Origin of the sequence: Maricaulis sp., from assembly GCF_030149515.1 — a bacterium.
Classification (GTDB): Bacteria; Pseudomonadota; Alphaproteobacteria; order Caulobacterales; family Maricaulaceae; genus Maricaulis.
The window spans coordinates 90,640-114,488 of sequence record NZ_JASBRI010000024.1; the positions used below are offsets into that span (position 1 = coordinate 90,640).

The 23,849-nt window shown below is 64.6% G+C and carries 15 protein-coding genes; 10 read left to right on the top strand and 5 right to left on the bottom strand.

What is annotated here, in order from left to right; translation table 11 throughout:
• Positions 1-78: 78 nt before the first annotated feature.
• Positions 79-1,482 carry an ATP-binding protein gene (locus Q1U94_RS11235; RefSeq protein ID WP_300544574.1) on the bottom strand — a complete coding sequence of 468 codons (1,404 nt, stop codon included), beginning with the start codon at positions 1,480-1,482 and terminating at the stop codon, positions 79-81.
• A gap of 286 nt (positions 1,483-1,768) precedes the next feature.
• On the opposite strand from Q1U94_RS11235, the gene Q1U94_RS11240 reads away from it, so the two are divergent.
• The 8 genes from Q1U94_RS11240 to Q1U94_RS11275 all read left to right on the top strand — a co-directional run bounded on the left by Q1U94_RS11240 (position 1,769) and on the right by Q1U94_RS11275 (position 15,296).
• A complete protein-coding gene (locus Q1U94_RS11240; protein WP_300544577.1) occupies positions 1,769-3,169 on the top strand; it encodes an efflux transporter outer membrane subunit in 1,401 nt (466 codons plus the stop codon).
• Between the two features lie 2 nt (positions 3,170-3,171).
• Complete coding sequence (locus Q1U94_RS11245; protein ID WP_300544579.1) at positions 3,172-4,452, top strand: efflux RND transporter periplasmic adaptor subunit; 1,281 nt, start codon at positions 3,172-3,174, stop codon at positions 4,450-4,452.
• A 26-nt stretch (positions 4,453-4,478) separates the two neighbouring features.
• On the top strand, positions 4,479-7,697 hold the full coding sequence (locus Q1U94_RS11250) for an efflux RND transporter permease subunit (RefSeq protein ID WP_300544581.1): 3,219 nt from the start codon (positions 4,479-4,481) through the stop codon (positions 7,695-7,697).
• A 75-nt stretch (positions 7,698-7,772) separates the two neighbouring features.
• Positions 7,773-9,836, top strand: a complete 2,064-nt coding sequence (locus Q1U94_RS11255; RefSeq protein ID WP_300544584.1) for a M13 family metallopeptidase — start codon at positions 7,773-7,775, stop codon at positions 9,834-9,836.
• Positions 9,837-9,995: 159 nt separating this feature from the next.
• Positions 9,996-12,095 carry a M13 family metallopeptidase gene (locus Q1U94_RS11260; RefSeq protein ID WP_300544587.1) on the top strand — a complete coding sequence of 700 codons (2,100 nt, stop codon included), beginning with the start codon at positions 9,996-9,998 and terminating at the stop codon, positions 12,093-12,095.
• A 121-nt stretch (positions 12,096-12,216) separates the two neighbouring features.
• Positions 12,217-13,470, top strand: a complete 1,254-nt coding sequence (locus Q1U94_RS11265; protein WP_300544590.1) for a DUF819 family protein — start codon at positions 12,217-12,219, stop codon at positions 13,468-13,470.
• A 172-nt stretch (positions 13,471-13,642) separates the two neighbouring features.
• Positions 13,643-14,608 carry a hypothetical protein gene (locus Q1U94_RS11270; protein ID WP_300544593.1) on the top strand — a complete coding sequence of 322 codons (966 nt, stop codon included), beginning with the start codon at positions 13,643-13,645 and terminating at the stop codon, positions 14,606-14,608.
• Positions 14,609-14,687: 79 nt separating this feature from the next.
• A complete protein-coding gene (locus tag Q1U94_RS11275) occupies positions 14,688-15,296 on the top strand; it encodes a hypothetical protein (protein WP_300544595.1) in 609 nt (202 codons plus the stop codon).
• Here the strand turns inward: Q1U94_RS11275 and Q1U94_RS11280 are convergent.
• A complete protein-coding gene (locus Q1U94_RS11280) occupies positions 15,271-16,899 on the bottom strand; it encodes an aminotransferase class V-fold PLP-dependent enzyme (protein WP_300544598.1) in 1,629 nt (542 codons plus the stop codon). The two genes, Q1U94_RS11275 and Q1U94_RS11280, sit on opposite strands and share 26 nt — an antisense overlap.
• A gap of 117 nt (positions 16,900-17,016) precedes the next feature.
• On the opposite strand from Q1U94_RS11280, the gene Q1U94_RS11285 reads away from it, so the two are divergent.
• On the top strand, positions 17,017-17,472 hold the full coding sequence (locus Q1U94_RS11285; RefSeq protein ID WP_300544600.1) for an Lrp/AsnC family transcriptional regulator: 456 nt from the start codon (positions 17,017-17,019) through the stop codon (positions 17,470-17,472).
• A gap of 69 nt (positions 17,473-17,541) precedes the next feature.
• On the top strand, positions 17,542-18,936 hold the full coding sequence (locus Q1U94_RS11290; protein ID WP_300544602.1) for an MFS transporter: 1,395 nt from the start codon (positions 17,542-17,544) through the stop codon (positions 18,934-18,936).
• Here the strand turns inward: Q1U94_RS11290 and Q1U94_RS11295 are convergent.
• Genes Q1U94_RS11295 through Q1U94_RS11305 form a run of 3 tightly spaced genes read right to left on the bottom strand, consistent with a single transcriptional unit; the run spans position 18,933 to position 23,690 of the window.
• Positions 18,933-20,099, bottom strand: coding sequence for an osmoprotectant NAGGN system M42 family peptidase (locus tag Q1U94_RS11295; RefSeq protein WP_300544604.1), 1,167 nt, complete (start codon positions 20,097-20,099; stop codon positions 18,933-18,935). The genes Q1U94_RS11290 and Q1U94_RS11295 overlap by 4 nt on opposite strands.
• On the bottom strand, positions 20,086-21,888 hold the full coding sequence (ngg, locus tag Q1U94_RS11300; RefSeq protein WP_300544606.1) for an N-acetylglutaminylglutamine synthetase: 1,803 nt from the start codon (positions 21,886-21,888) through the stop codon (positions 20,086-20,088). Before ngg ends, Q1U94_RS11295 begins: the two co-directional genes overlap by 14 nt.
• Entirely contained in the window at positions 21,885-23,690 is a 1,806-nt protein-coding gene (locus Q1U94_RS11305; protein ID WP_300544609.1) for an N-acetylglutaminylglutamine amidotransferase, read from the bottom strand. Before Q1U94_RS11305 ends, ngg begins: the two co-directional genes overlap by 4 nt.
• Positions 23,691-23,849: the final 159 nt, after the last annotated feature.

The window sequence follows — 23,849 nt, forward strand, 5'->3', positions numbered from 1 at the left end:
GCGGCCCCCTTTATGACAGAGTCGCTACAGTTTTATGACAACGCCTTCCGGGTCTGCAGCCACCGCGAAAAATTCTCGCTAAGGCGCTGCCTCGCCGACGGCTTTTTGAGTCCGGCCGCGAACAGGAAGAAAGACCGAGAAGACCGAGCCCTCGCCCAGCGCGCTTTCGACCGTGAAACCGCCGCGATGCCGGTTGACGATATGCTTTACGATGGCCAGGCCCAGCCCCGTTCCCTCCTTCGGGCCGCTTTTCTGACCGTCCACGCGGTAGAAGCGCTCGGACAGGCGGGGAAGGTTGCGCCGCTCGATACCCTTGCCGCCATCCTGAACGCGTACCGCGATATAGCGGTCGCTGGGCTCCGAGGACGGCGCGGCCAGGGTCAGACGGCTGGCGGTTTCGCCCAGCGTCATGCGAGGCCGCTCGGCCTCGTCTCTCGACAGGGGTTCGCTGACCGAAATGCGGATGGCGGATCCGTCCGGTGAATACTTGATGGCATTCTCGACGAGATTCAGCACGACTTCGGTCAACTGGTCCCGGTCGCCCACGGCCCGTGCTTCGTCGGGCATGTCGACGACCAGATCTATGGCTTTTTCCTGCAACTGCGGCCGCAGGAAAGCCGTGACGTCCTCGACAAGGCTGACAAGGTCGGCTTCGCCGGAGGGCGCCACGTGTTCGTCCATTTCAACCCGCGAAAGCGACAGGAGGTCGTTGATCAGCCGCTGCATCCGCTCGGTCTGGTCGAACATGATGTTCAGGAAGCGTTCGCGGGCCTCGGCATCGTCGCGCGCATGGCCGCGCAGCGTCTCGATAAAGCCGGCGAGCGAGGCCAGCGGAGTGCGCAATTCATGACTGGCATTGGCCAGAAAATCGGCCCGCATCCGGTCGGCGCGCTTGATCGAGGTCTCGTCCGACAGGACCAGCATGGCCCGCCAGGGTATCGTCGCATCGCCCGCGGCCGCGAGCGGGGCCACGTAGGCGCGCACATGGCTCTCCACGGGCGCCATCAGGGAGTACTCGACCGGGTCGACCGCATTGCCGCGCAGGGCCGCGCTGACCGCTTCAAGCACTTGCGGCTGCCTTAGCACCGCAGAGAGGTGACCGGTCGCCGATCCCAGACCCAGGAATTCGCGGGCCGCCGGATTGGCCATCTCGATCCGCCCGCCCGGACCGATCAGCAGGACCGGGATGGGAAGGCCCTCGAGCATACGCTGGGCACTGACCTCGCCGTTCGGTTGAGCATAGGGCATTGCGGCCCGATCCGGCCTGGGTGCGGGGTTCAGGGTGGTGGAGACGGTCAGATAATAAAAGGTCGACAGGGCCGCGATCGTGGTGATCGCCACGACCGTCTCGACAAAGCCGAGCTCGCCGAACATCCAGAACAGCAACAGCACAAAACTGCCCAGAGCCGCCACCGCGGCGGTATCGCGGCGGCGAATGCGGATGGAGGGCTGATCGTCGGTCCTGTCAGGCCTCATCTGCATTCCGCTCTCATCTGCATGTCACGTGCATCCATCCGGGATTTTCGGGGCATCTAACAAAAAAATAAGTGCCCACATGGCTTCTCGCGTTCTATCGCATATTCCCAGCGAGGCGCGAAGCCGTCGCACCACTTGCGGACAGGGACGCGCCAGGCGCATCTCGAAAATCGAGAGAGTTTTCATGCCATTCGCTAATGTTTTAGTGTTTTTCGATAAATATCTGTTGACTTTCGAGATGCCCATTCTAGGATGCCCGAACATTCGAGATCGTGACGTGCGGGGACAACGCATGCGTAAAAGTTTGTTAGTAGCAGCCACGGCACTGGCCACCGCCTCCTGTGCCAGCCTCCCGGCCCATGATGCGGGCGAGCGCTTGCCGCAGCCCCCTGCCGGCTGGGCGTCCGCGCCTGCAGGAACCGGCGCCGAAGAGGCACATGACTGGGTCGCCACGCTGGGCGATCCGCGCCTGTCCGGGCTGATCGACGAGGCCTTTGCCGCCAATCCCGGCCTGAACCAGTCCTTTGCCCGCTACCGGGCGGCACGGGCTGCAGCGCGCGTGGCCGGGTCAGACCGGCTCCCCTCGCTCAATGCCGGGCTGGACTACACCCGCACCGAACCGCATGTCGGCTCGGGCAGCGACAGCTTCTCCCTGGGCCTCTCGGCGTCATGGGAAGCCGATCTGTGGGGCCGCGTCGCCGATGGAGCCCATGCCGGCGCCCTGGACGCCGAAGCGGCAGCGAATGATGTGCGCGCCGCGCAATTGTCGGTCGCCGGCCTGGTGGCCAAGGGCTGGTTCGCCCTGATCGAAGCCCATCTGCAGACCGACCTCGCCGAGCGCGATGTGGCCACGCGCGAATCCTCGCTGGCGCTGACCGAACGGCGCTTCGCCCGCGGACTGGTGCGCAGTTCCGACGTGCGTACGGCCCGCAGTGCCCTGGCATCTTCTCAAGCGGCCCTGGCGTCGCGCCGGCGTTCCGAGGCGGCCGCCGCCCGAAGCCTGGAGACACTGCTCGGCCGCTACCCCGCCGCCACACTGACACCGGAAGCCGATTTCCCGGCCTTCGATGCAGTGGGCGCCATCGGCACGCCGGAAACCCTTTTGTCGCGGCGCCCGGACGTGCGCGCCGAAGAACGCCGCCTGCAGGCGGCGGGCTTGCGCGCCGAGGCCGCCCGCAAGGCTCTCTATCCGAGCCTGTCGCTGTCCGCGGGGTCCGGGACCGGCGGTCCCGACGTGGCGGACCTGACCGATATGGACAATCTTGTCTCCAGCTTGACGGCCTCCCTGTTCGGACCGATTTTCAACGCAGGAGAACTGCGCGGCCGCCGGGATCAGGCCCGGGCCAATGCAGAAGCCCAGCTCTATTCCTACGTCTCGACCGTGCTGACGGCCTGGCAGGAGGCGGAGGACGCCATCCACGCAGACGCCATCCTCGCGCAGCGCGTGGAGAATCTGCGTCAGGCCTATGAAGAGGCGGCCGAGGCCGAAAACCTGGTGATCCGGCAGTACGCCAGCGGCGTAGCGACCATTTTCGACCTCCTGAACGCTCAGTCCCGGCGCATCAGCGCCGAAAGCCAGTACATCTCGGCGCGCCGCGACCGCGCGGCCAATCGCGTCGATCTCTATCTCGCCATCGCCGGCGATTTCTCCGCGGCCCAGACCGCAGACCCGGCCGCCCTGACAGGAGAATAGTTATGGGTAAGCTCATCGGACGTTTCATCATCATCGGTGCGGTGGTCGCAGTCGCCGCCTTCGTCGTGATCAGCCTGTTCATGACCCAGCCCGAGCCCCAGCGCGCCAATGCCGCACCGCGGCCGGTGGCGGTGTTCGTGGAAGAGGCCGAGCTGGGCAGTGTCTCCCTGACGGTACAGTCCCAGGGCGAGGCCCGGCCGCGGACCCAGATCAACCTGGTCCCGCAGGTCGCCGGCCGCATCACCTATGTGAACCCGGACTTCATCGAAGGCGGCTTCTTCGAGGCAGGCGAAACCCTCATCCAGATCGAGGATGCCGACTATCGTCTCGCCGTGACCCGTGCCTCCGCCCAGGTCGCCCAGGCCCAGCAGGCACTGGCCCGCGAGCAGGCGGAATCCGAACTGGCCGCACGTGAATGGGAAGAGCTGGGCGAAGGCGAAGCCTCGGCCCTGACCCTGCGCGAACCGCAGCTGGCCGAGGCGCGGGCCCAGCTCGCGGCCGCCGAGGCAGCGCTGCAGTCAGCCCGCCTGGACCTGCAACGGACGCGTATTTCCGCCCCCTTTGCCGGCCGCGTACGGACCAAGAACGCGGATCTCGGCCAGTATGTCTCGCCGGGCACCAATCTGGGTCAGGTTTTCTCCACCGATACGGTGATGGTCCGCCTGCCGCTGACCGACCACGATCTCAACCTGCTGGGCATCCCCGTCGCCTACAATGCGGCCGAGGACGAGCAGGGTGGCGTGCCCGTGACCCTGTCCGCAACCATTGCCGGCCAGCACCTTGAATGGAGCGGACGCATTACGCGCACTGACAGTGCCATCGATCCGCAGACCCGCGTGCTCTACGCCATCGCCGAAGTGGACGATCCCTACGGCGCGGCGGCCGAGGGCGGCTCGCCGCTGGCCATCGGCCTGTTCCTCAATGCCGAAATCGAGGGCCGGTCCCTGGACGGCGCGCACATCATCCCGCGCAACGCGCTGCGGGGCGAGAACAGCGTCTATGTCGTCGAGGAAGGCGGCACCCTGTCGGTGCGCTCGGTCGAGATCATCGACTCCAATCCGGAGCGGGTGATCGTCTCCAGCGGCGTACGTGGCGGCGATCTGGTCGTCATCTCCCCGATCCGGGGCGCCAGCGACGGCATGCGGGTGCAGACCTATGCCGAAGACGGCGAAATGCTGGCGGCCTTCTCGGCCACCTATGACGATAGCCCGGACGCCACCGAGGCGGCCGAGAACGGTGAAGACAGCGCGAGCGGCGAAGACGCCGTGGCGAGCGCCGGCTAGACCCGCCGGCTTAGGAGGAAGCGGTTATGACCGATCCCAACAAGACTCACGAAGAAGCGCCGGGCGGCGGCATCATCGGCTGGTGGGCGCGCAATTCGGTTGCAGCGAACCTGCTTATGATCGTGGCCGTGCTCGGTGGTTTCCTGGGCTATCAGGCCCTCAACCGGGAGGTCTTCCCGACCGCCAGCTTCAACGGGGCCACCGTTTCCGTGTCCTGGCCCGGCGCCTCGCCGCAGGAAGTCGAGGAGCAGATCATCGTCCGGATCGAGGAAGCGCTTTCGGACATGATCGGCATCGAGACGATCACCTCCACCGCCCGCGAGGGCAGCGGCTGGGTGAATATCGAGGGCAAGCGCAATGTCGATGTCGGAGAGTTCATCGACAACATCAAGCTCGAGGTGGACTCGGTCAACAATCTGCCGCCCTCGGCCTTCCGCCCCATCGTCACACAGTGGCGCAACCAGGAACAGGTCGTCGGCTTCGCCATTCACGGCGATATCGACCGGCGCGACCTGCAGGCCATCGGCCGTGAGGTGCGCGACGAGGTGGCCCAGCTGCCCGGCGCCTCCATCGTCAACCTGTGGGCCAATCGCGGCGAGGAAGTGTCGATCGAGGTCTCCGAGGAGAATCTGCGCCGCTACAATCTGACCTTCGACGAGATCGTCCGCGCAGTGCGCGCCTCCTCGCTCAATGCCTCCGCCGGCACCGTGCGTACCGAGCTGGGCGAATTCGGGCTTACCGCCCGCCAGCTCGCCGACACGGCGCCGGAATTCGAGAACATCATCATCCGCCAGACCGAGGCCGGCGGCACGCTGCGCGTGCGCGATGTGGCCCAGGTCACCGACGGCTTCGTCGATTTCAACCTGGAGGCCACCTACAACGGCGAGCCCATGGTCCTGGTCGTGGTCGAACAGTCACCGAATATCGACGTGGTCGAGACCGCCCAGGCCGTGCGCGACTATATCGACAACGCCTCCGCCGACCTGCCCCCGGGCGTGCACATGTCGCTGTGGTGGGATAATTCGGAAATGTACACGGCGCGGATGGAGACCATCTCCAATTCCGCTCTGATCGGCGGCATTCTGGTCCTGATCGTGCTGTTCCTGTTCCTGCGCCCCGCCGTGGCCTTGTGGGTCACAGTGGGGATTTTCGTCGCCTTCGGGGGTGCCTTCCTGCTCCTGCCCATGATGGGCGTGACCCTGAACATGCTGTCCCTGTTCGCCTTCCTTCTGGTGATCGGGATCGTGGTCGACGATGCCATCGTCGTCGGGGAGAATATTCACGACCGGGTCGAGCGTGGCGAACCGGGGCTGACGGCCGCGATCGTCGGCACACAAATGGTCGCCAAGCCCGTTATCTTCGCGGTCATCACGACGATCATGATGTTCTCGCCGTGGATGCTTCTGACCGGTCCGGAGGTGCAGTTCACACGCCAGATCTCGCTGGTCGTGATCGCCGCTCTGGCCTTCTCGCTGATCGAGTCGCTGCTGATCCTGCCGGCGCACCTGTCGCATCTGAAGCCGCAGTCGAATGCCGGCCTGTTCGGCCCGCTGATCGCGGTCCAGCGGGGCATCGCCAACACGCTGGTCTTCTTCGCCCGGAATATCTACCGGCCCCTCGCCAAGGTGGCGATCCGCAACCGCTATGCCACCTTCCTCGCCTTCTTCGGCATTTTCATCGTCTCCATTGCCCTGATGATGACCAACCGGGTCGGTTCGGTCTTCATGCCGCAGATCGAGAACGAGACCATCCAGGTGAATATCCAGCTGGCCGAGGGCACGCCCTGGAACCGGACCGAACAGGTCCGCCAGCAGCTGGACCAGGCCCAGGTGGACGCACTGGAGCACTACCGCGCCGAATATCCCGGCGAAGTGGACATGATCGAAAGCCGCTCCACGCTGGCAACCGACGGCCGGATTCGCGCCTGGATCACCTTGCCCGAACCGGGCGAGCGGCCCGGTGCCCTGCCCACGCGTGAAGTGGCACAGACCATCCGCGAATATCTGGGCCCGATCCCCGATGCCGAGGAAGTTCGCCTCGACTCCACCATCAATGACGGCGGCAGCCGGATGACCTTTGCCCTGTCACACCAGGACCTGGGCACACTGCGAGCCGCGGCGGACGAGCTGAAGGCCCAGCTGCGCTCCTACGACACGCTGTACGACGTGGTCGACAGCCTGCAGACCTCCACCGAAGAGCTGCAATTCTCGCTGCGCCCGAACGCCCAGACGCTGGGCCTGACCCTGCAGGACGTCACCCGCCAGGTGCGCCAGTCCTTCTATGGTGAGGAAGCCCAGCGCCTGCCGCGCGACGGCCAGGATGTGCGCGTCATGATCCGGATGGATGAGGAAAGCCGGCGCTCGCTCGACACGCTGCGCGAAATCCGCATCCGCACGGGCGACGGACGGGAGGTGCCGCTGGAAGCCGTGGCCGAAGCGCACTTCGCCCCCGGTCTCAACCGGATCAACCGGCGCAACGGCATGCGCACGGTCACCGTGTCGGCGGAACTCTCCGACCCGGCGGCGCGCGGCGATATCAACCAGAGCCTGAATGACGACTTCTTCCCGGGTTTCGACAGCCGCTTCCCCGGCCTGTCGCGGGACGAAATCGGCCAGGCCGAGGGCGAACGCCAATTCATGTCCGAGGTTGTCAACCTGCTGATCCTGGCCCTGGTGTCGATGTACTTCCTGCTGGCAGTGGCCTTTAAGTCCTACTTCCAGCCGCTCGCCATCATGGTCGCCATCCCGTTTGCGCTGACCGGTGCCATTTTCGGGCATCTGTTCTTCGGCATGCCGATCGCACTCTTCTCCTATTTCGGGGTCGGTGCGGCCGCGGGCGTGGTGATCAACGACAATCTGGTCCTTCTGGACTTCGTCAACCGGCTGCGGGCGAATGGCGTCGGGGCCTTCCAGGCGCTGGTCGATGCCGGCGTGCAGCGCTTCCGTCCGATCCTGCTGACGTCGGTGACCACCTTCCTCGGCATTTTCCCGATGATGGCGGAAACCTCGACCCAGGCTGAATTCCTCAAGCCGATGGTCGTGGCGCTGGGCTTTGCGGTCGTCTTCGCCCTGTTCCTGACCCTGCTCCTGGTGCCTGCCATGTACGCCATCGGTGTCGATATCGCCCGCTTCTTCCGGATGATGTGGACGGGCCAGAAGCAGCCAGCCTTGGGCGAACACTACAGCGACACGGACTTCGCCCACGGCGAACTGCCCGGTCATCTCGGCGAAAGCCCCGCCGAATAGCCAAGACGCGTCCCGCATTGTATGCACCATGCGGGGCGCGTTCCTTTGCGCATCACGACAATTGGGGAAATATCGATGAAAAAGCTGCTGCTGAGCACGGCCGTTCTGGCGCTCGTCGCCGCCTGCGGCCCGACCGGGACCGAGGATACGCAGACCGACACGACGGCACAGGCCCAGACCGGCCAGGCCGAAATCGGCGAGTGGGGATTCGATCTTGCGGGCATGAACCGGGACGTCGTTCCCGGGAATGATTTCTACCAGTACGCCAACGGTACCTGGCTGGAGACGACGGAAATCCCGGCCGACCGGTCCAATTTCGGCATGTTCACCGAACTGGCGCTGGAAGCCGAAGTGCACGTTCAGGAAATTATCACCGAACTGGCCGCCCGTGATGCCGAACCCGGCACGATCGAGCAGCAGGTCGGCGATCTCTACGGCAGCTGGATGGATACGGCGACGATCGAGGAACGCGGCCTGGCACCGGCCCAATCCTATCTCGACGGGATTGCTGCCGCCGAGACCCACGCCGATATCAACGCCCTGTTCGCCACGATCCATCACCAGTCGCCCTTCGGCGTGGGCATCATCCCCGACCCGGCGGACACCACCCGCTACACGGTCTTTGTCGGCCAGGGCGGGCTGGGCCTGCCCGACCGCGACTACTATCTCGAAGAGGACAATGCGCGCTATCGCGATGCCTATCGCGACTATATCGCGGAAATCTTCTCCCTGGCGGGCATCGAGGGCGGCGAGGAGAAAGCCGCTGTCATTCTCGCGCTGGAAACGCGCCTGGCCGAGGTCCACTGGACCCAGGCCGATAGCCGCGACATCCAGAAGATCTACAATCCCATGCCGCTGGACCAGCTCGACACGCTGGCACCGCAATTCGATTTCCCCACGGGCATGGCCGAGCTGGGCCTGGACGGTGTAGCCACCTATCTCGTGGCCCAGCCGAGCGCGATCGAGGGCTCCGGTGCGATCTTCGAGGAAACCCCGGTCGCAGCCTGGAAGGACTACATGACCTTCCATTTCCTGCGCTCCAATGCGGGCCAGTTGCCGGCTGCTTTCGATCAGGCCACGTTCAACATGTACGGCCGCACGCTCAACGGCACCGAGGAACAGCGCCCGCGCGACCGCCGCGGCGTCAATCTTGTCGGCGGACAATTGGGTGAGGCCGTGGGCCAGGTCTATGTCGACCGGCATTTCCCGCCGTCGCACAAACAGGCCATGGAAGACCTTGTCGCCAACCTGACCGCAGCCTTTGAAGGCCGGCTGCAGTCGCTGGAGTGGATGGACGAGGAAACCCGTGCCAACGCCCTGACCAAATTGTCGACTTTCGAACCGCGCATCGGCTATCCCGACGAGTGGCAGGACTATTCCGACCTGGAAATCCGGCCGGACGACATTTTTGGCAATGTGATGCGGATCAACGCGTTCAACTGGAACGAACAGGTCGAGGATCTGGCCGGTCCGGTCGACCGGGGCGAATGGCCCTATCCGCCGCAGACGGTCAATGCATCCTACAATCCGCTGATGAACCAGATCACCTTCCCGGCCGGCATCCTGCAGCCGCCCTTCTTCGACCCCAATGCCGACGCGGCCGTGAACTATGGCGGTATCGGCGCGGTGATCGGTCATGAAATCGGTCACGGTTTCGACGATCAGGGCCGCCGTTTCGACGAGAACGGGGCGATCCGCGACTGGTGGACCGCCGAGACCAATGCCCGGTTCGAGGAACGCGCCGACCGGCTGGGCGCCCAGTACGACACCTATTCACCCGTCGAGGGCCGTTTCGTGAACGGCGATTTCACCATGGGCGAGAATATCGGCGATCTGGGCGGCGTGCAGATGGCCTATACCGCCTATCACCGCCATCTTGACGCCTGCTGTGATGGCGAGGCCCCCGTGATCGACGGGCTGACCGGCGATCAGCGCTTCTTCCTGGCCTGGGCCCAGGTCTGGCGGCGCCTGTACCGCGAGGACAATCTGATCGCCCGTCTGACCACCGATCCGCACAGCCCGTCGCAATACCGCACAAACGGCGTGGTCCGGAATCTGGACGCCTGGTACGAGGCTTTCGGGGTGAGCGAGGAGCACGACCTCTACCTGCCGCCGGAAGAGCGCGTTTCCATCTGGTAGACGTGCTGGAAACGAAGGTGATACGGCCCGGCCCCAGTGCCGGGCCGTTTTCGTTTGGGCCCGGCCGCACTGCATTGTGACAAGACCGTCAGTTGCCTTGGCCGAATCGGGCCCTAGTGTTTCAGCGATTTAATTTTCCGGAACGACGGGGGAGAGACAATGAAGAGATTTCTGCTTGGCACGGCCGCCCTGGCCCTGCTTACGGCGTGCCAGCCGGCCAGTGAGGCACCCGAAGACCAGGCCGCTCCGGCGGCCGAAACCGGATCCGCGCCAGCCAGCACGGCCGACACTGAGGCGGCCGGCACGCCGGACCTGGGCGATTGGGGCATCGAGACCCAGCACATTTCCGATGACGTGCATCCGGGCGACGACTTCTTCCGTTACGTCAACGAAGGCTGGCTCGACACCACCGAACTCCCGGCCGGATTCTCGAGCTTCGGCGCCTTCACAGAACTCTATCTGCGCTCGGAAGAACGCATTGAGGGCATCATCCTGGAGGCGGCGGAGAGCGATGCCGGGGACGGTTCGCTGTCGCAACAGGTGGGCGATCTCTATGCCTCCTTCATGAATGTGGATCGCCTCGAGACGCTTGGCCTCGACCCGGCCCGCCCGGGCCTGGAGCGCATCGCCGCTGCGCAATCGCATGACGACATCGCCGCCCTGTTCGGTGCGCCCGGCACGGATTCGATCTTCGGGGCCGGCGTCGGCCGCGACCCGGGCAATCCCCAGCGCTATATCGTGTCCATCGGACAGAGCGGACTGGGCCTGCCCGACCGCGACTACTATCTGCGCGAAGACGAACGTTTCGTGGAATATCGCGACGCCTATATCGCCTATATCAGCGATGTCTTCGGCATGATCGGCATGGACAACGGCGCCGAGCGCGCCCAGGCCATCCTGGACCTGGAAACCGCGATCGCCGAGATCCACTGGACCCGCGCTGAAAGCCGCGACCGCGTGGCCACCTATAATCTGATGTCTACCGACGAGCTGAACGGCTATGCCGCCGGCTTCCCGTGGGACGCCTTCCTGACGGCCCTGGATTTTGCCGACCAGGAGGAGGTCGTGGTGCGTCAGAACACGGCGATCCAGTCGCTGGCACAGCTGTTTACGGAAATCCCTGTGGAGACCTGGCGCGACTATCTGGCCTTCCACTGGATGGAAAGCCACCGCAACCAGCTCACTCCCGCCTTCTACGAACGCTCCTTCGACTTCTACAATCGCACGCTTTCCGGCACGGAAGAGCCGCGTCCGCGTGACCGCCGGGCGATCCAGTATGTCAACGGCTCGCTGGGCCAGGCCATCGGCCAGATCTATGTCGATCGCTATTTCCCGCCCGAATACAAGGCGCAGATGGAAGAGCTGGTGGGCTATCTCCGCGAGGCGCTCCGCGAGCGGATCGAGACACTGGAGTGGATGGACGATGCCACCCGCGTCGAAGCCTTCGACAAGCTGGACAAGTTCCTGCCCAAGATCGGCTATCCGGACATCTGGCCGGACTATTCGGAAATCGAGATCCGTCCCGACGACCTGTGGGGCAATGCCGAACGCATTTCCGAATGGTTCCGCAATGACAGCCGCGAACGTCTGGGCGGTCCCATTCGCGAATGGGAATGGTTCATGTCGCCGCAGACGGTGAACGCCTACTATTCCTCCACGGCCAACGAGATCGTCTTCCCGGCCGCCATCCTGCAGGGTCCCTTCTTCGACCCCTATGCCGACCCGGCCGTGAATTTCGGCGGCATCGGTGCGGTGATCGGGCATGAGATGGGCCATGGTTTCGACGACCAGGGCAGCCAGTCCGACGGCGACGGAGTGCTACGCAACTGGTGGACCGACACGTCGCGCGAACAGTTCGATGCGCGCACCGACCGGATCGTGGCGCAATACGAGCAATTCTCCCCGGTCGAGGGCATGAATGTCGACGGCCGGCTGACGCTGGGCGAGAATATCGGTGATATCGGCGGGCTTTCGATGGCCTGGCGCGCCTATCAGATGTACGCCGCCGAGCATGATGTGCCGGAGGAGATCGACGGTTTCACACCCGACCAGCGCTTCTTCCTCGCGTGGGCCCAGGTCTGGCGCAATGTGCGCACCGAAGACAGCTTGCGCGCCCAGCTGCTGGGCGATCCGCACAGCCCGGCGCAGTACCGGGTCAACGGCGTGGTTCGCAATATGGACGCCTGGTACGAGGCGTTCGGCGTGAGCGAAGAGAACGCGCTCTACCTGCCGCCGGAAGATCGCGTCTCCATCTGGTAAGCTGTTGCGCTGCAACAAGAAACGGCCCGGCTGAAAAGCCGGGCCGTTTTGCATTGCGCCCTTGCCCCACGGGTCCAAACCCGGTCTTATCCGCATCGGCAGACGTCATAGAGGGGAGATCATGGAAGCCGAGACCGCACCGCTTGTGAGCAATGATGCCATCGTGATGGGCCTTTTGGCCGTGCTGCTGGGCGCTGTATTCTGGACGTCGAACTCACAGATCCGCTTCTTCAAGATCTTCTACCGGATCTTTCCGCCGCTCCTGCTTTGCTATTTTTTGCCCTCGATGCTGAATACGTTCGGCGTCGTCGATCCCGATCAGTCGCAACTCTACTTCGTTTCCTCGCGTTACCTGCTTCCTGCGGCACTGGTGCTGCTGACCATGTCGGCGGACCTGCCCGCCACATTCAAACTGGGCCCCAAAGCCCTGATCATGTTTTTGACCGGTACGATCGGCGTTGTCATAGGCGGGCCGGCCGCACTCCTGATCGCCAGCGCAGTTGTTCCGGATCTCATCGGTGTGGACGGACCGGAAGCCGTCTGGCGCGGCATGACGACCGTGGCCGGCAGCTGGATCGGCGGCGGTGCCAATCAGGCGGCCATGTATGAAGTGTTCGAGGTCGGCGATGAAATCTTCTCGGCCTGGGTGGCGGTCGATGTCATCGTGGCCAATGTCTGGATGGCCTTTCTGCTACTTGCAGCGAGTAATTCAGCCGCAATCGACAAGCGTGTCGGATCCGACACCCGCGCCGTCGACCATCTGCGCGTGAAGGCCGAAGCCTATGAAAGCGAGCATGCTCGCATTCCCGAGCTGAAGGACATGATGTTCATCCTTGCGATCGGGTTCGGCGCCGTGGCGGCATCCCATCTCCTGGCGGACCAGCTGGCTCCCTATTTCGGCCAGTTCGAGGCGCTGTCGGATATGAGCCTGTCCTCGGGCTTCTTCTGGCTGGTGCTTACGGCGACCGCGATCGGCGTCGTGTTGTCCTTTAGCCCCGCCCGCAAACTGGTCGCCGTCGGCTCGATGAAAACCGGTTCGGTCTTTATCTACATCCTGGTCGCCTCGATCGGGATGAACATGGATGTTACGGCCATTGCGCGAAATCCGGAGTTCTTTGCGATCGGCTTCATCTGGATCGCATTCCATGCCGGACTTATGATCGTCATGGCGCTGATCATCAAAGCGCCGACCTTCTTCCTCGCCGTGGGCAGCCAGGCCAATATCGGCGGAGCCGCCTCGGCCCCTGTCGTGGCATCGGCATTCCACCCCTCTCTGGCCCCCGTAGGCGTACTACTCGCAGTTGTCGGGTACATCCTCGGCACGGCTGCAGCGACGCTTACGGGTGAAATCCTGCGGGTCATCGCCGGTGCATAACCACCTGAAAGCCAATCCTTAAGGGAAATTCAAAATCCGAATTCCCTTAAGGGTTGTTTTTTCATCGCGATGGTTAATATTCCTTAACGGTCCACCCTGATTTGAGATAGCATCTCGTTCGGTTGCGGAACCGGCCGGTGTCGATTCCGCCATTTCGATGAGGGGGAAACGCATGATCCGTAAACAACTCCTGTGCGGCTCGGCCGTCGCGCTGATGACGACTGCCTCGGCCTTTGCCGGCGACACCGAATGGTTCCCGCCGGATCCGCCCACCAGCGCGATGGCGGGCGAATGCTATGCCCGGGTGCGCATCGAGCCGGAATACGACGTCTACACCGAACAGGTGACGACGCAGGACAGCTATGAGCGGTATGACGTCACGCCGCCTCGCCTGCGGCCGGAAGTGCGCGAATACATCTCGCGCGAGGCCGGTGTGCGCTACATCGTGCACGAACCCGTCTACGAGACGGTCACCGAAACCGTGCAGGTCCGTCCGGCCTATGTGGAATACCACGTCGAACCGGCCGTCCACGACACGGTCACCGAGACCATCCTGGTGCGCGAGCCGCGCATGGTCTGGCGCCGCGGCTATGTGCCCGGGGCCCAGATGACCCGCTTCGATGCGGAAACCGGCGAAGTCTGGTGCCTGGTCGAGGAAGAGGGCGAATACCGCACCGTCACGCGCAATATCGTGGTGGAGCCGGCCCAGATCCGCGAGATCGAGCATCCGGCCGAATACGCCCAGATCACGCGCGATGTGCTGGTTCAGGAAGCCCGCGTGGAAGAAGTCCCGATCGAGGAATTGCGCGATACCTATAGCGTCGAGGTTCTCGACCAGCACGCCTCCGTGGACAGCCGTGTGATCCCGATGGAGACGGATACCGTCACCCGCTATTCGCTGCGCCGCGAAGAGCGCTGGGAATGGCGCCTGGTGGATTGCCAGGACATCGACCTGCCCGGCTACAATCCGCCGAACCAGGCCGACATCCCGCCGGTGGCCCAGAACAGGCCGGCTCCGTCCACACAGGGCAACACCTATCTCTACGGCACTGACATGCCGGCAGCAGACCAGTCCTATTCCGAGGAAGTGCCTGTGGCCCAGGCCTCCTACTCGACCCGCACACGCCGGTCGCAGTAAGGGGACTGGACGTAGCGGTCACGGGACCCAAGATGAACGGCGCGGAGCGATCCGCGCCGTTCAGCATTGTGGGGGCCACATGACCCAGCCGGACTTCATCGTCGGATATGGCAGTCTTCTGAGCGCCTACAGCCGCTCCACCTATTCCGGCCTGACCGACCCGGCCCTGCCGGTTGTCGCCCATGGCTGGAAACGCGGCTGGACGGTGCGCTATCGCGACGAGGCGGCCACCTATGCCGGCGTACGGCCGGCTCCCGGCCACAGCCTGCATGCCGCACTCGTTCCCGCACAGATCACCGACGCGCTTCGCCACCGGGAGCGCGGCTATGTCTTCACACAGCTGGACCGGGATACCGTCAGACCCGCTGCCAACGCCGCCTCAGACCTGCCCGAAGGCCGGTTCTGGATCGTGGTCAACCGCGAACAGGTTCGCGCCGACACGGATCATCCCATCCCCCAGACCTATATCGACACCTGCCTGGCCGGGTGCCTGGAGACGGGCGGCGAAGCCCGTGCCCGTGCCTTTGTCCGCAATACGGAATTGTGGGACTCGCTCTGGATCGATGATCGCAACGCCGACAAGCCGCTCTATCCGCGCCACACCCCGCTGACCGCCGGCCAGCGTCGCGAGATCGACCGTATTCTCGAGGCCGAAGGCGTGCTCAGATACCGCCAGCCGGCTGGGTGAAATGACGTATCACGTCGAACGCCGCCTCGAACGCGCCGGCGCGTAATTCTCCGGGCCGTTCGGCACATCGCGGCGTGACCCGGTCCGGGATTGCGGTACAGACCCCCAGAACGGTCTGCGGAAAGACGGGCGTCTCCGCCTCGCCGCCGCCCCAGGTCCAGGCGCCGGTCCGGACATCGCAATCGTAAAAGCGTGCGAACTCCTCGGCATGATCGGCCAGGAAGGCCACTGCAGCGATGAGATGGTCGATCTCGTCATCGCTCATCACCCAGTGCAGGCTGACCCGGCACCAGCCCGGCCGCGCGCCGGTCTCCCCCGCCAGAACACGCGCGCGGATGGCCCGCGTCTCGGCCTCGCCCAGCCCCAGCAGGTGGTGGCCATAGGGACCGGCACAGGAACACCCCGCCCGGGACTGGATGCCGAACAGGTCGTTCAGCAGCACGGTCACCAGACGCGGCGGAACGATGCGATTCTCGCTGTCACGAAGGTTGAAGGAGACGATGCCCAGCCGCCGGTCCGGGTCGGCCGGGCCGAGAATGTCGATACGGGAGTGGCCGCCCCAGCGCTCGAAGGCGCGGCCGAGGGCCCGGTGTTCCCGGTCGGCGATGACGTCATGGCCGATTTCCGCCTGCAGCTTCATCGCCAGCGCGGCGCGCAGGAATTGCGGCAGGCCTGGCGTGCCGGCCCGTTCGCGCGCCTCGATATCGTCAATGAAATCATGACCATCCGGCCAGACATAGCGCACGGTGCCGCCCGCACTCTGGGTCGGCGGCAGGTCACGCCTGTAGAGCGCGCCGTCGAAGAGGAGTATGCCGCAACTGCCGGGCCCGCCGATGAATTTATGGGGCGAGAAATAGACCGCATCGATCCGCGCTTCGGGATCGCCGTCCGGGTGCATGTCGATGGGCAGATAGGGTGCACTGGCGGCGCAGTCCAGGCAAATTATGGCACCATTGGCGTGCAACAGCCGCGCCAAGGCCGCCACATCGGTCTTTACACCGGTGACATTGGAAGCCGCCGAAAAGGCGCCGATCTTGCGCTTGCCGTGATGACGCGGATCGGCCAGCGCCCGCTCCAGTGCATCAAGGTCGAGACCGCCGGCCGGACACAACGGGATCGAGACCGTCTCCGCCAGGCTCTCGCGCCAGCTCAGCTCGTTTGAGTGGTGTTCGTAGGGGCCGACGAAGACGACCGTGTCCGGCTGGTGCCCGGCCAGCCCTCCCAGCGCCTGCCGCGTCGCCGGGGGGATCGCCAGGCCGAGGATTTCCTGGAGTTTGTGGATCGCGCCCGTGGCGCCGGCCGCACATGGCAGAAGGCAGTCGCCCGGTCCTGCATTCACGGCCTGCTTGATGATGCGTTCGGCCTCGCGCATCCAGGCATTGCTGGCCCGGCCCGTGGCGCTGTCCTCGCTGTGCGGGTTGGCGTAGTCGGCGGCCAGATCGGCGACGATGCGTTCGATAGCCCCGAAGGCGCGGCCGGATGCCGTGTAGTCGGCATAGAGGAGCGGGCGCGAGCCGAAGGGCGTGTCCAGCAGGGCATCGGCACCCGCCAGTCCCTCGCGGACGGTCTGGATCCGGGTTTGCGTGAGGCTGTCGTCGAGCATGATCTGTCCTGTCGGCTTTCCGGCAACAGAAAACCACGTCCCGCGCAGCGATTGTCACCAAGTTTCGGCCGGATTTGCGCTGGACGATAGTGATTTTCACCACTATTTCTCCCCGTTATGCATCTCGACGACTACGACAAACGCCTTCTGAAGGCGATTCAGAGCGACTCGGACCGCACCGTGCAGGAGCTGGCCGACCTGATCGGCCTCAGCGCCACGCCGACCGCGCGCCGGCTCAAACGCCTCGCCGAGGCGGGGATCGTGCGCAAGCATGTCGCCCTGCTCGATCCGGAGGCGCTGGGTCTGCAGGCGACCCTGTTCATCGCCGTGCGCACCAGTCATCACGACGCCGAGTGGCTGGCCCGTTTCGCCGACGGGGTCAGACGGATGCCCGAAGTGGTCGAGTTCTACCGCCTGAGCGGGGATATCGACTATCTGATCAAGCTCTGCCTGCCCGATGTGCGCGCCTATGACGAGGTCTACAAGAAGCTGATCGCCATCGCGCCGCTGTCGGACGTCTCGGCCAGTTTCGCAATGGAGGCCATCAAGAACACCACGGAATTACCGGTCTGACCGGTTGAAAGCCGCCCGCCGATACGTGAAGGTGCGGGCTTGGGAAACGCCAGCCCACGATCAGGTTCAATGACCGATTTTTCCGAAAATTCAACACGATCGCGCCGTGAACGGACGGTTGAAAGCTATCGCGACGTCGCCGCCATCGTGCTTGCGCTGACGGTGCTGCAGGCGGCCATTGGCGGCCTTTCCGTGGTCGGCCCGCTGACCCTCCTGTCCCAGGGCGCCTCGACGCTGAAGATCGGTACGATCGTCACCGGTTATGCGCTGGGCTTCATGCTGGGCGCCCATCTGGCGCCACGGGAAATCCTGCGTATCGGGCACATTCGGGCCGTTGCCGCCTTTGCAGCCGCGGCCTCGATCGCGGCTGCCCTGCTCTATGCCAATGACGCCCTGGCCTGGTGGCTGGTGATGCAATTCATCATGGGGTTGTGCGTGGCCGGCTTTCTGGCCTCCGGGGAAAGCTGGATTGCCGATGCGGCACCGCACGACAATCGCGGGGCCATTCTCGGCTTCTACCTGGTGACCTCCAAGCTGGGCTTCATCGCCGGGCCATTCCTCGTCTCCTCGGTGCCGCCGGGCAGCGCCGCCGGCTTCCTGATCGTCGCCGCCCTGTTCACTGCCAGCCTGATCCCGGTCTCTGCCACCAATCGCGGCCAGCCGGCCCCGCCTTCGGTCGAGCCCTTCGGCGCCCTCAAAGTGTGGCGCACGGCGCCTTCGGCCATCATCGCCGCCTTCATTGCCGGCCTGGTCAACGGAGCAGTCCTTCAGCTCTATTCGGTTTTTGTCGGCGGTTTCGACGCGGGGTCGGTCGCGCGCACGGCGGCCCTGTTCAACGCCTTCATGATCGGCGGTTCGGTCATCGCCCAATGGCCCGCCGGCATGATTTCCGACCGGATCGACCGGCGCATCGTGATCGCCGGACTGGCGCTCGTCAGTGGCGCAGCAGCTCTGACACTCGCCTTCTTCTCCGGAGTGATGCCACGCACGGCAGTCTTCATTCTGGCCGCCGTCTGGGGCGCAGGCGCCCTGTCCTATTACGGCGTCGCGGTGGCGCACGCGGCCGACCGCGCCGCGGAGGGCGAAGCGACCAGCATGATGTCGGGCATTCTGATGATCTGGGCGCTGGGCTCGATGATCGGTCCGCTGTCCGCCGGTGCCGTTATGAATGTGGCCGGCGCGTCCGGCCTCTTCCTGTTTGCCGCGGTGGCCCTCATCGCCCTGGCAGCCATCATGCTGTTCCGGCGCACCGGCAAGGCGCCCGTGCTTGAAAACCAGAAGGGCGATTTCGAGCCCACCTCGGCGACCAGTGTCGCGGTCTATGAACTCACGGAGATCGGCAGCGAGGAGGCCGAAAATCTCGACGGTGAAGACCCCTATGAGGACGACCGCGACGAGGCCGGCATGGCCGCAGCACCTCCGGAGGACGACGAGGAAACGGACGAGCGCTACTGGGAACGCTAGTCGACCAGACCCGTATCCGCCGGTTCGGTCGGCTGTTCGGTAAAGCCCTCCAGATCACCCGACGGCGCCGCATCGCGCACGATCTCGACCTCGCTCAGGGCATAGGCCTTCAGCAGTTTCGCCACCGAGATCAACGCGTTTTCGTGCACGCGCTCATAGCCGTGCGAGGCATCGATGCCGAAAGTGACCAGCGCCGTGCGCACATCCGCCCCGCCCTCGATCGCCGAAGCGGCGTCGGAGCGGTAGTAGCGGAACACATCGCGCTGGAAGGGGATGTGATTGTCCTTGGCGAGATGGATCAGCTTGGTGGTCAGGTGATAGTCGAACGGCCCGGTCATGTCCGCCATGCCGATTGTCACCCCGGTCTCCTTGGAATTCTGACCGGGCGCCACCGCACCATTGTCGACCGCCACCATGGACGCCACGTCGTGGGTGAGGATGGAGGATGCACCGACACCGACTTCCTCGGATATCGAGAACAGAAAGAGCGTGTCGACGGGCAGTTCGGCGCCGGTATCGTGCAACGCCTTGAGTACGGCGAACATGGCGGCGACACCGCCCTTGTCATCCAGGTGGCGCGAGACGATGAACCCGTTGTCCAGGTATTCGGTACAAGGATCGATCGCGACGAAATCGCCAACGGCGATGCCCAGTGACTCCATGCTGATCGAGGCGACGCCCAGTGCTGCCGCATCGATATCGTTGTGGACCGGTGCATCGATGCGCAGCTCGACCTGCGACCAGGCCACGGGCTGGGTATCGATCTCCTTGTTGTAGACATGGCCGGACGCCTTCAGCGGCAGGATCGATCCGCGATAGCTGCCGTGCTCGGTAAACACCGTACAGCGTGCACCTTCGGCAAAGCGGGCCGACCAGTGCCCGATCGGGACCAGCGAGAGACGGCCGTTTTCCTTGATATAGGAGACCTGCGCACCCAGCGTGTCGACGTGTGAAATGATGGCCCGGGCCGGCTGTTCCTTGCGCCCGGGCAGGCGCGAACGGATGGCGCCGCGGCGGGTGAGCTCGTACTCGATACCCAGCCGTTCCAGCTCCTCGCAGCACCAGCGCGCGATCTTGTCGGTGTATCCGCTGGGCGAGGGAATGGAGAGCAGTCTGGTCAGGGTTTCGCGCAGATAGGTCTGGTCGATCTCAAGCGTGGACACGATCGGCTCCTTGGCGTGGCACATCGACACGGATGGTGTGCGGGAACAGCAGGTCGAGGAAACGCTCGACCACGGGTTGGGGTTCGTGATTGGCCAGGCCCGGGCGTTCATTGGCCTCGATGAAGACGAATTCGTCGAGCACCGGAGCCTTGACAATGAAGTCCAGCCCCACGACCGGCGTGTCGAGCGCCTTGGCTGCCGAGATCGAGGCTTCAACGATGCGCGGGTGCAGGAGATCGGTCACATCGTGCAACGTGCCGCCGGTATGCAGATTGGCGGTGCGGCGAACCTCCAGCGTCTCGCCGGACGGCAGGACATCGTCCCAGCCGTATCCGCCGGCACGAATGCAGCGTTCGGTCTCCGCATCGACGGGGATTTCCGACTCTCCGCCGGTCGCCGCCGCCCGGCGGCGGCTGAGCCCCTCGACCAGCTGTTTCACGGTCGCGCTGCCGTCGCCCGCGATTGCGGGCCGCTTGCGCAAGGCGCCCGCAACCACCGCATTGTCGATGACGATCACACGCAGGTCATCGCCAGGCACACAGGTTTCCACCAGAACATCCGGACAATAGCTGCGCGCGGTCTCGATCGCCGTTTTCAGGCTCTCGACATCGCGGACATCCACTGTCACGCCGCGTCCCTGTTCGCCGCGCGCGGGCTTGACGACAACTGAGCCTTCGCGCGCGAGCAGCTCGGCTGCCGCGTCCAGGTCGTTGCCGTCGGCCGCCTCGGCCACGTCCAGCCCGATCTCGCTCATCAGGCGGCGCGTGACCGCCTTGTCGTCGCATCGGCTCATGGCGATGGCCGAGGTCAGTTCGGTCAGGGATTCCCGGCACACGATGGAGCGCCCGCCAAAGGTCAGGCGGAAAAAGCCGCCCTCGGCGTCCAGCACGTCGACCGCGACACCGCGCCGGCGCGCCTCCTCGACGATGATCGCGGCATAGGGATTGAGCCCGTCTTCAAGCGACATACCGGTAAAGAGCTTTTCGTTGATGGGGTTCTTGCGCTTGACCGTGAAGAATGGCGTCCGCTCGAACCCCAGCCGTTCATAGAGCTTGATGGCGGACTCGTTGTCGTGGATCACCGACAGGTCGACATAGCGGCATCCGCGCGCCGCGAAATGGGCGATGAGATGCCGCGTCAGGGCCTCGCCCACCTTGGCGTGATTGGCGCGCGGATCGACGGCCAGACACCACAGCGAGGCGCCGTTCTCCGGATCGTTGTAGACGCGGCCATGATCCACGCCGGTGACCGAGCCGATGATCTCGCCCGAGGCTTCGTCGGCCGCGACGAAATAGACCAGTTCCCGGCTATCGCGGTGCTGCCAGAAGAATTCGGGGTCCACCGCGACCATGCCGCAGGCATTGTAGATCCGGTTGACGGCATCGGCGTCGCTCCGGGTTCCCATCCGGCGCACATCGAAACCGCGCGGCGGATCGCCGGCATGGCGATAGGTCGACAATTCCAGCCGGTAGGTATGCGAGGGATCGAGGAAGATTTCCTGCGGCGCGAGGGCCAGCAGCACATGCGGGTCGCGGACATAGAAGGCGATGTCACGCCGGTCCGGCTTTTCCGCCAGCAGCCTGTCTATGAGCTGTTCCTGGTCGTGGAAAGTGTGCGCAAAGAGGAGTTGTCCCCAGCCGCAATCCAGACCGGCATTCTCGGCCATACGTTCGGCATCGGGATCGCCTCCGGCCATGCTGTCCTCGGCCGGCAGCAGGGACTGTTCCCGCTTGCGCCGCAGCCGGTGCGACATGGCCCCGGCCGGCTGTTTCTGCCCGGTCTTGCTCATGCCGCCACCTCCACCCGGGCGGGGGTGACCGGTGCATCATGCGTCTGCAGCCACAGCGCCAAGACACCGATCTGCCAGAGCTTGGACCCGCGCAGCTTGGTGATGTGGGCTTCGGGATCGGCCAGCAGGTGATCGACATAGGTTTCCTGTACCAGTCCGCGCTCGCGGAAGCTGCGGCTGCGCACGGCATCGCGCACCATGTCCAGGAACTCGCCCTGCAGGTATTTCAGGGCCGGGACAGGGAAATAGCCCTTCGGCCGGTCGATGACCTCGCTCGGCAGGACCTGGCGGGCCAGGTGTTTGAGAACGCCCTTGCCCTCCTGTTCCAGATGCAGCTCGGCCGGACAGCGCGCGGCCAGCTCGATGACCTCGTGATCGAGGAAGGGCACACGGGCCTCCAGCCCCCACGCCATGGTCATGTTGTCGACCCGTTTCACCGGATCGTCGACCAGCATGACATGGGTATCCAGCCGCAGGGCCTTGTCGAGCGGGGAGGACGCTCCCGGCGCGGCGAAATGGTCGCGCACGAAATCGCCGGCATGATCGCCACCCAGCCAGGAGGGTTGCAGCACATCGGCCATTTCCGCATGGCTGCGATCGAAGAAGGCATCGCGATAGGTGGCAAAGGCATCGTTGGCGCCGGCCATGGGCGGATACCAGTGATAGCCGGCGAAGGCCTCGTCGGCCCCCTGGCCCGACTGGACCACCTTGACATGCTTGGACACTTCCTCGGAGAGGAGGAAAAAGCCGACGCAGTCATGACTGGTCATCGGTTCGGACATCGAGGCGACGACTTCCGGCAGGGCCCTCAGCGCGCGCGACGCCGGGATCTCGATCTTGTGGTGCCGGGTGCCGAAATGCCCGGCCACGATATCGGAGTACTGGAACTCGTCGCCGGCCTCGTCATTCACGGTCTCGAAGCCGATCGAGAAGGTATTGAGGTCACTCACTCCGGCTTCCGCCAGCAGCGCCACGATGAGCGAACTGTCCAGCCCGCCCGAGAGCAGGACCCCGATCGGCACGTCCGCGACCATGCGCCGTTTCACGGCGCCGCGCAGGGCGTCGGCGATCCGCTCGCGCCAGTCGGCGGGATCGAGGCCGCGTTCCTCCTCGCGGGCTTCGTAGGAACAGGTCCAGTAGACATGTTCGCGGCGCGATCCGTCCGGATCGATCTCCATCACGGTCGCCGGCGGCAGCTTGCGCACACCCTTGAACAGGGTGCGCGGCGACGGTACGACGGCGTGAAAGCTGAAATACTGGTGCAGCGCCACCGGGTCGATCTCGCGGTCGACATCGCCCGCCGCCAGCAGCGCCGGCAGGCTGGAGGCGAACCGCAGCCGGCCCTGCATTTCGGCAAGATAGAGCGGCTTGATGCCCAGCCGGTCGCGCCCGAGGATCACCCGGCCGCTGTCGCGCTCGGCGAGGGCAAAGGCAAACATGCCGTGCAGGCGCGTGGCCACATCCCGGCCCCAGGCGTGATACCCTTTGAGGATCACTTCGCTGTCGCTGGTCGAGAAGAAGCGATAGCCCTTCGCCTCAAGCTCCTGGCGCAATTCGCGGTGATTGTAGATACAGCCGTTGAAGGCGAGCGAAAGGCCCAGCTGGGCGTCGTGCATGGGCTGGGAACCCGCTTCGGACAGGTCGATGATCTTCAGGCGCCGATGGGCGAGACCGACCCCGTCCCGGATCTGCATGCCTGCGCCGTCGGGGCCGCGTCGTCGCATCGCCCAACTCATCCGCTCCAGTGCTTGAGGATCGGAAGGAGAGTTCTGGAACGATAAGTCGCCGGCAATCCCACACATGCGATAAGTCACCTCTGTATTGAAACTGTATTGAAAACTCCGAACCAAGCGAGCGAGCGCGTTTACCAAGTCACTCTGTAATATGGTATGCGTATTTGAAATTCAACCCAAACGAAAACGGCTGGTTATGATAACAATTCTATTTATGTTCACACACCG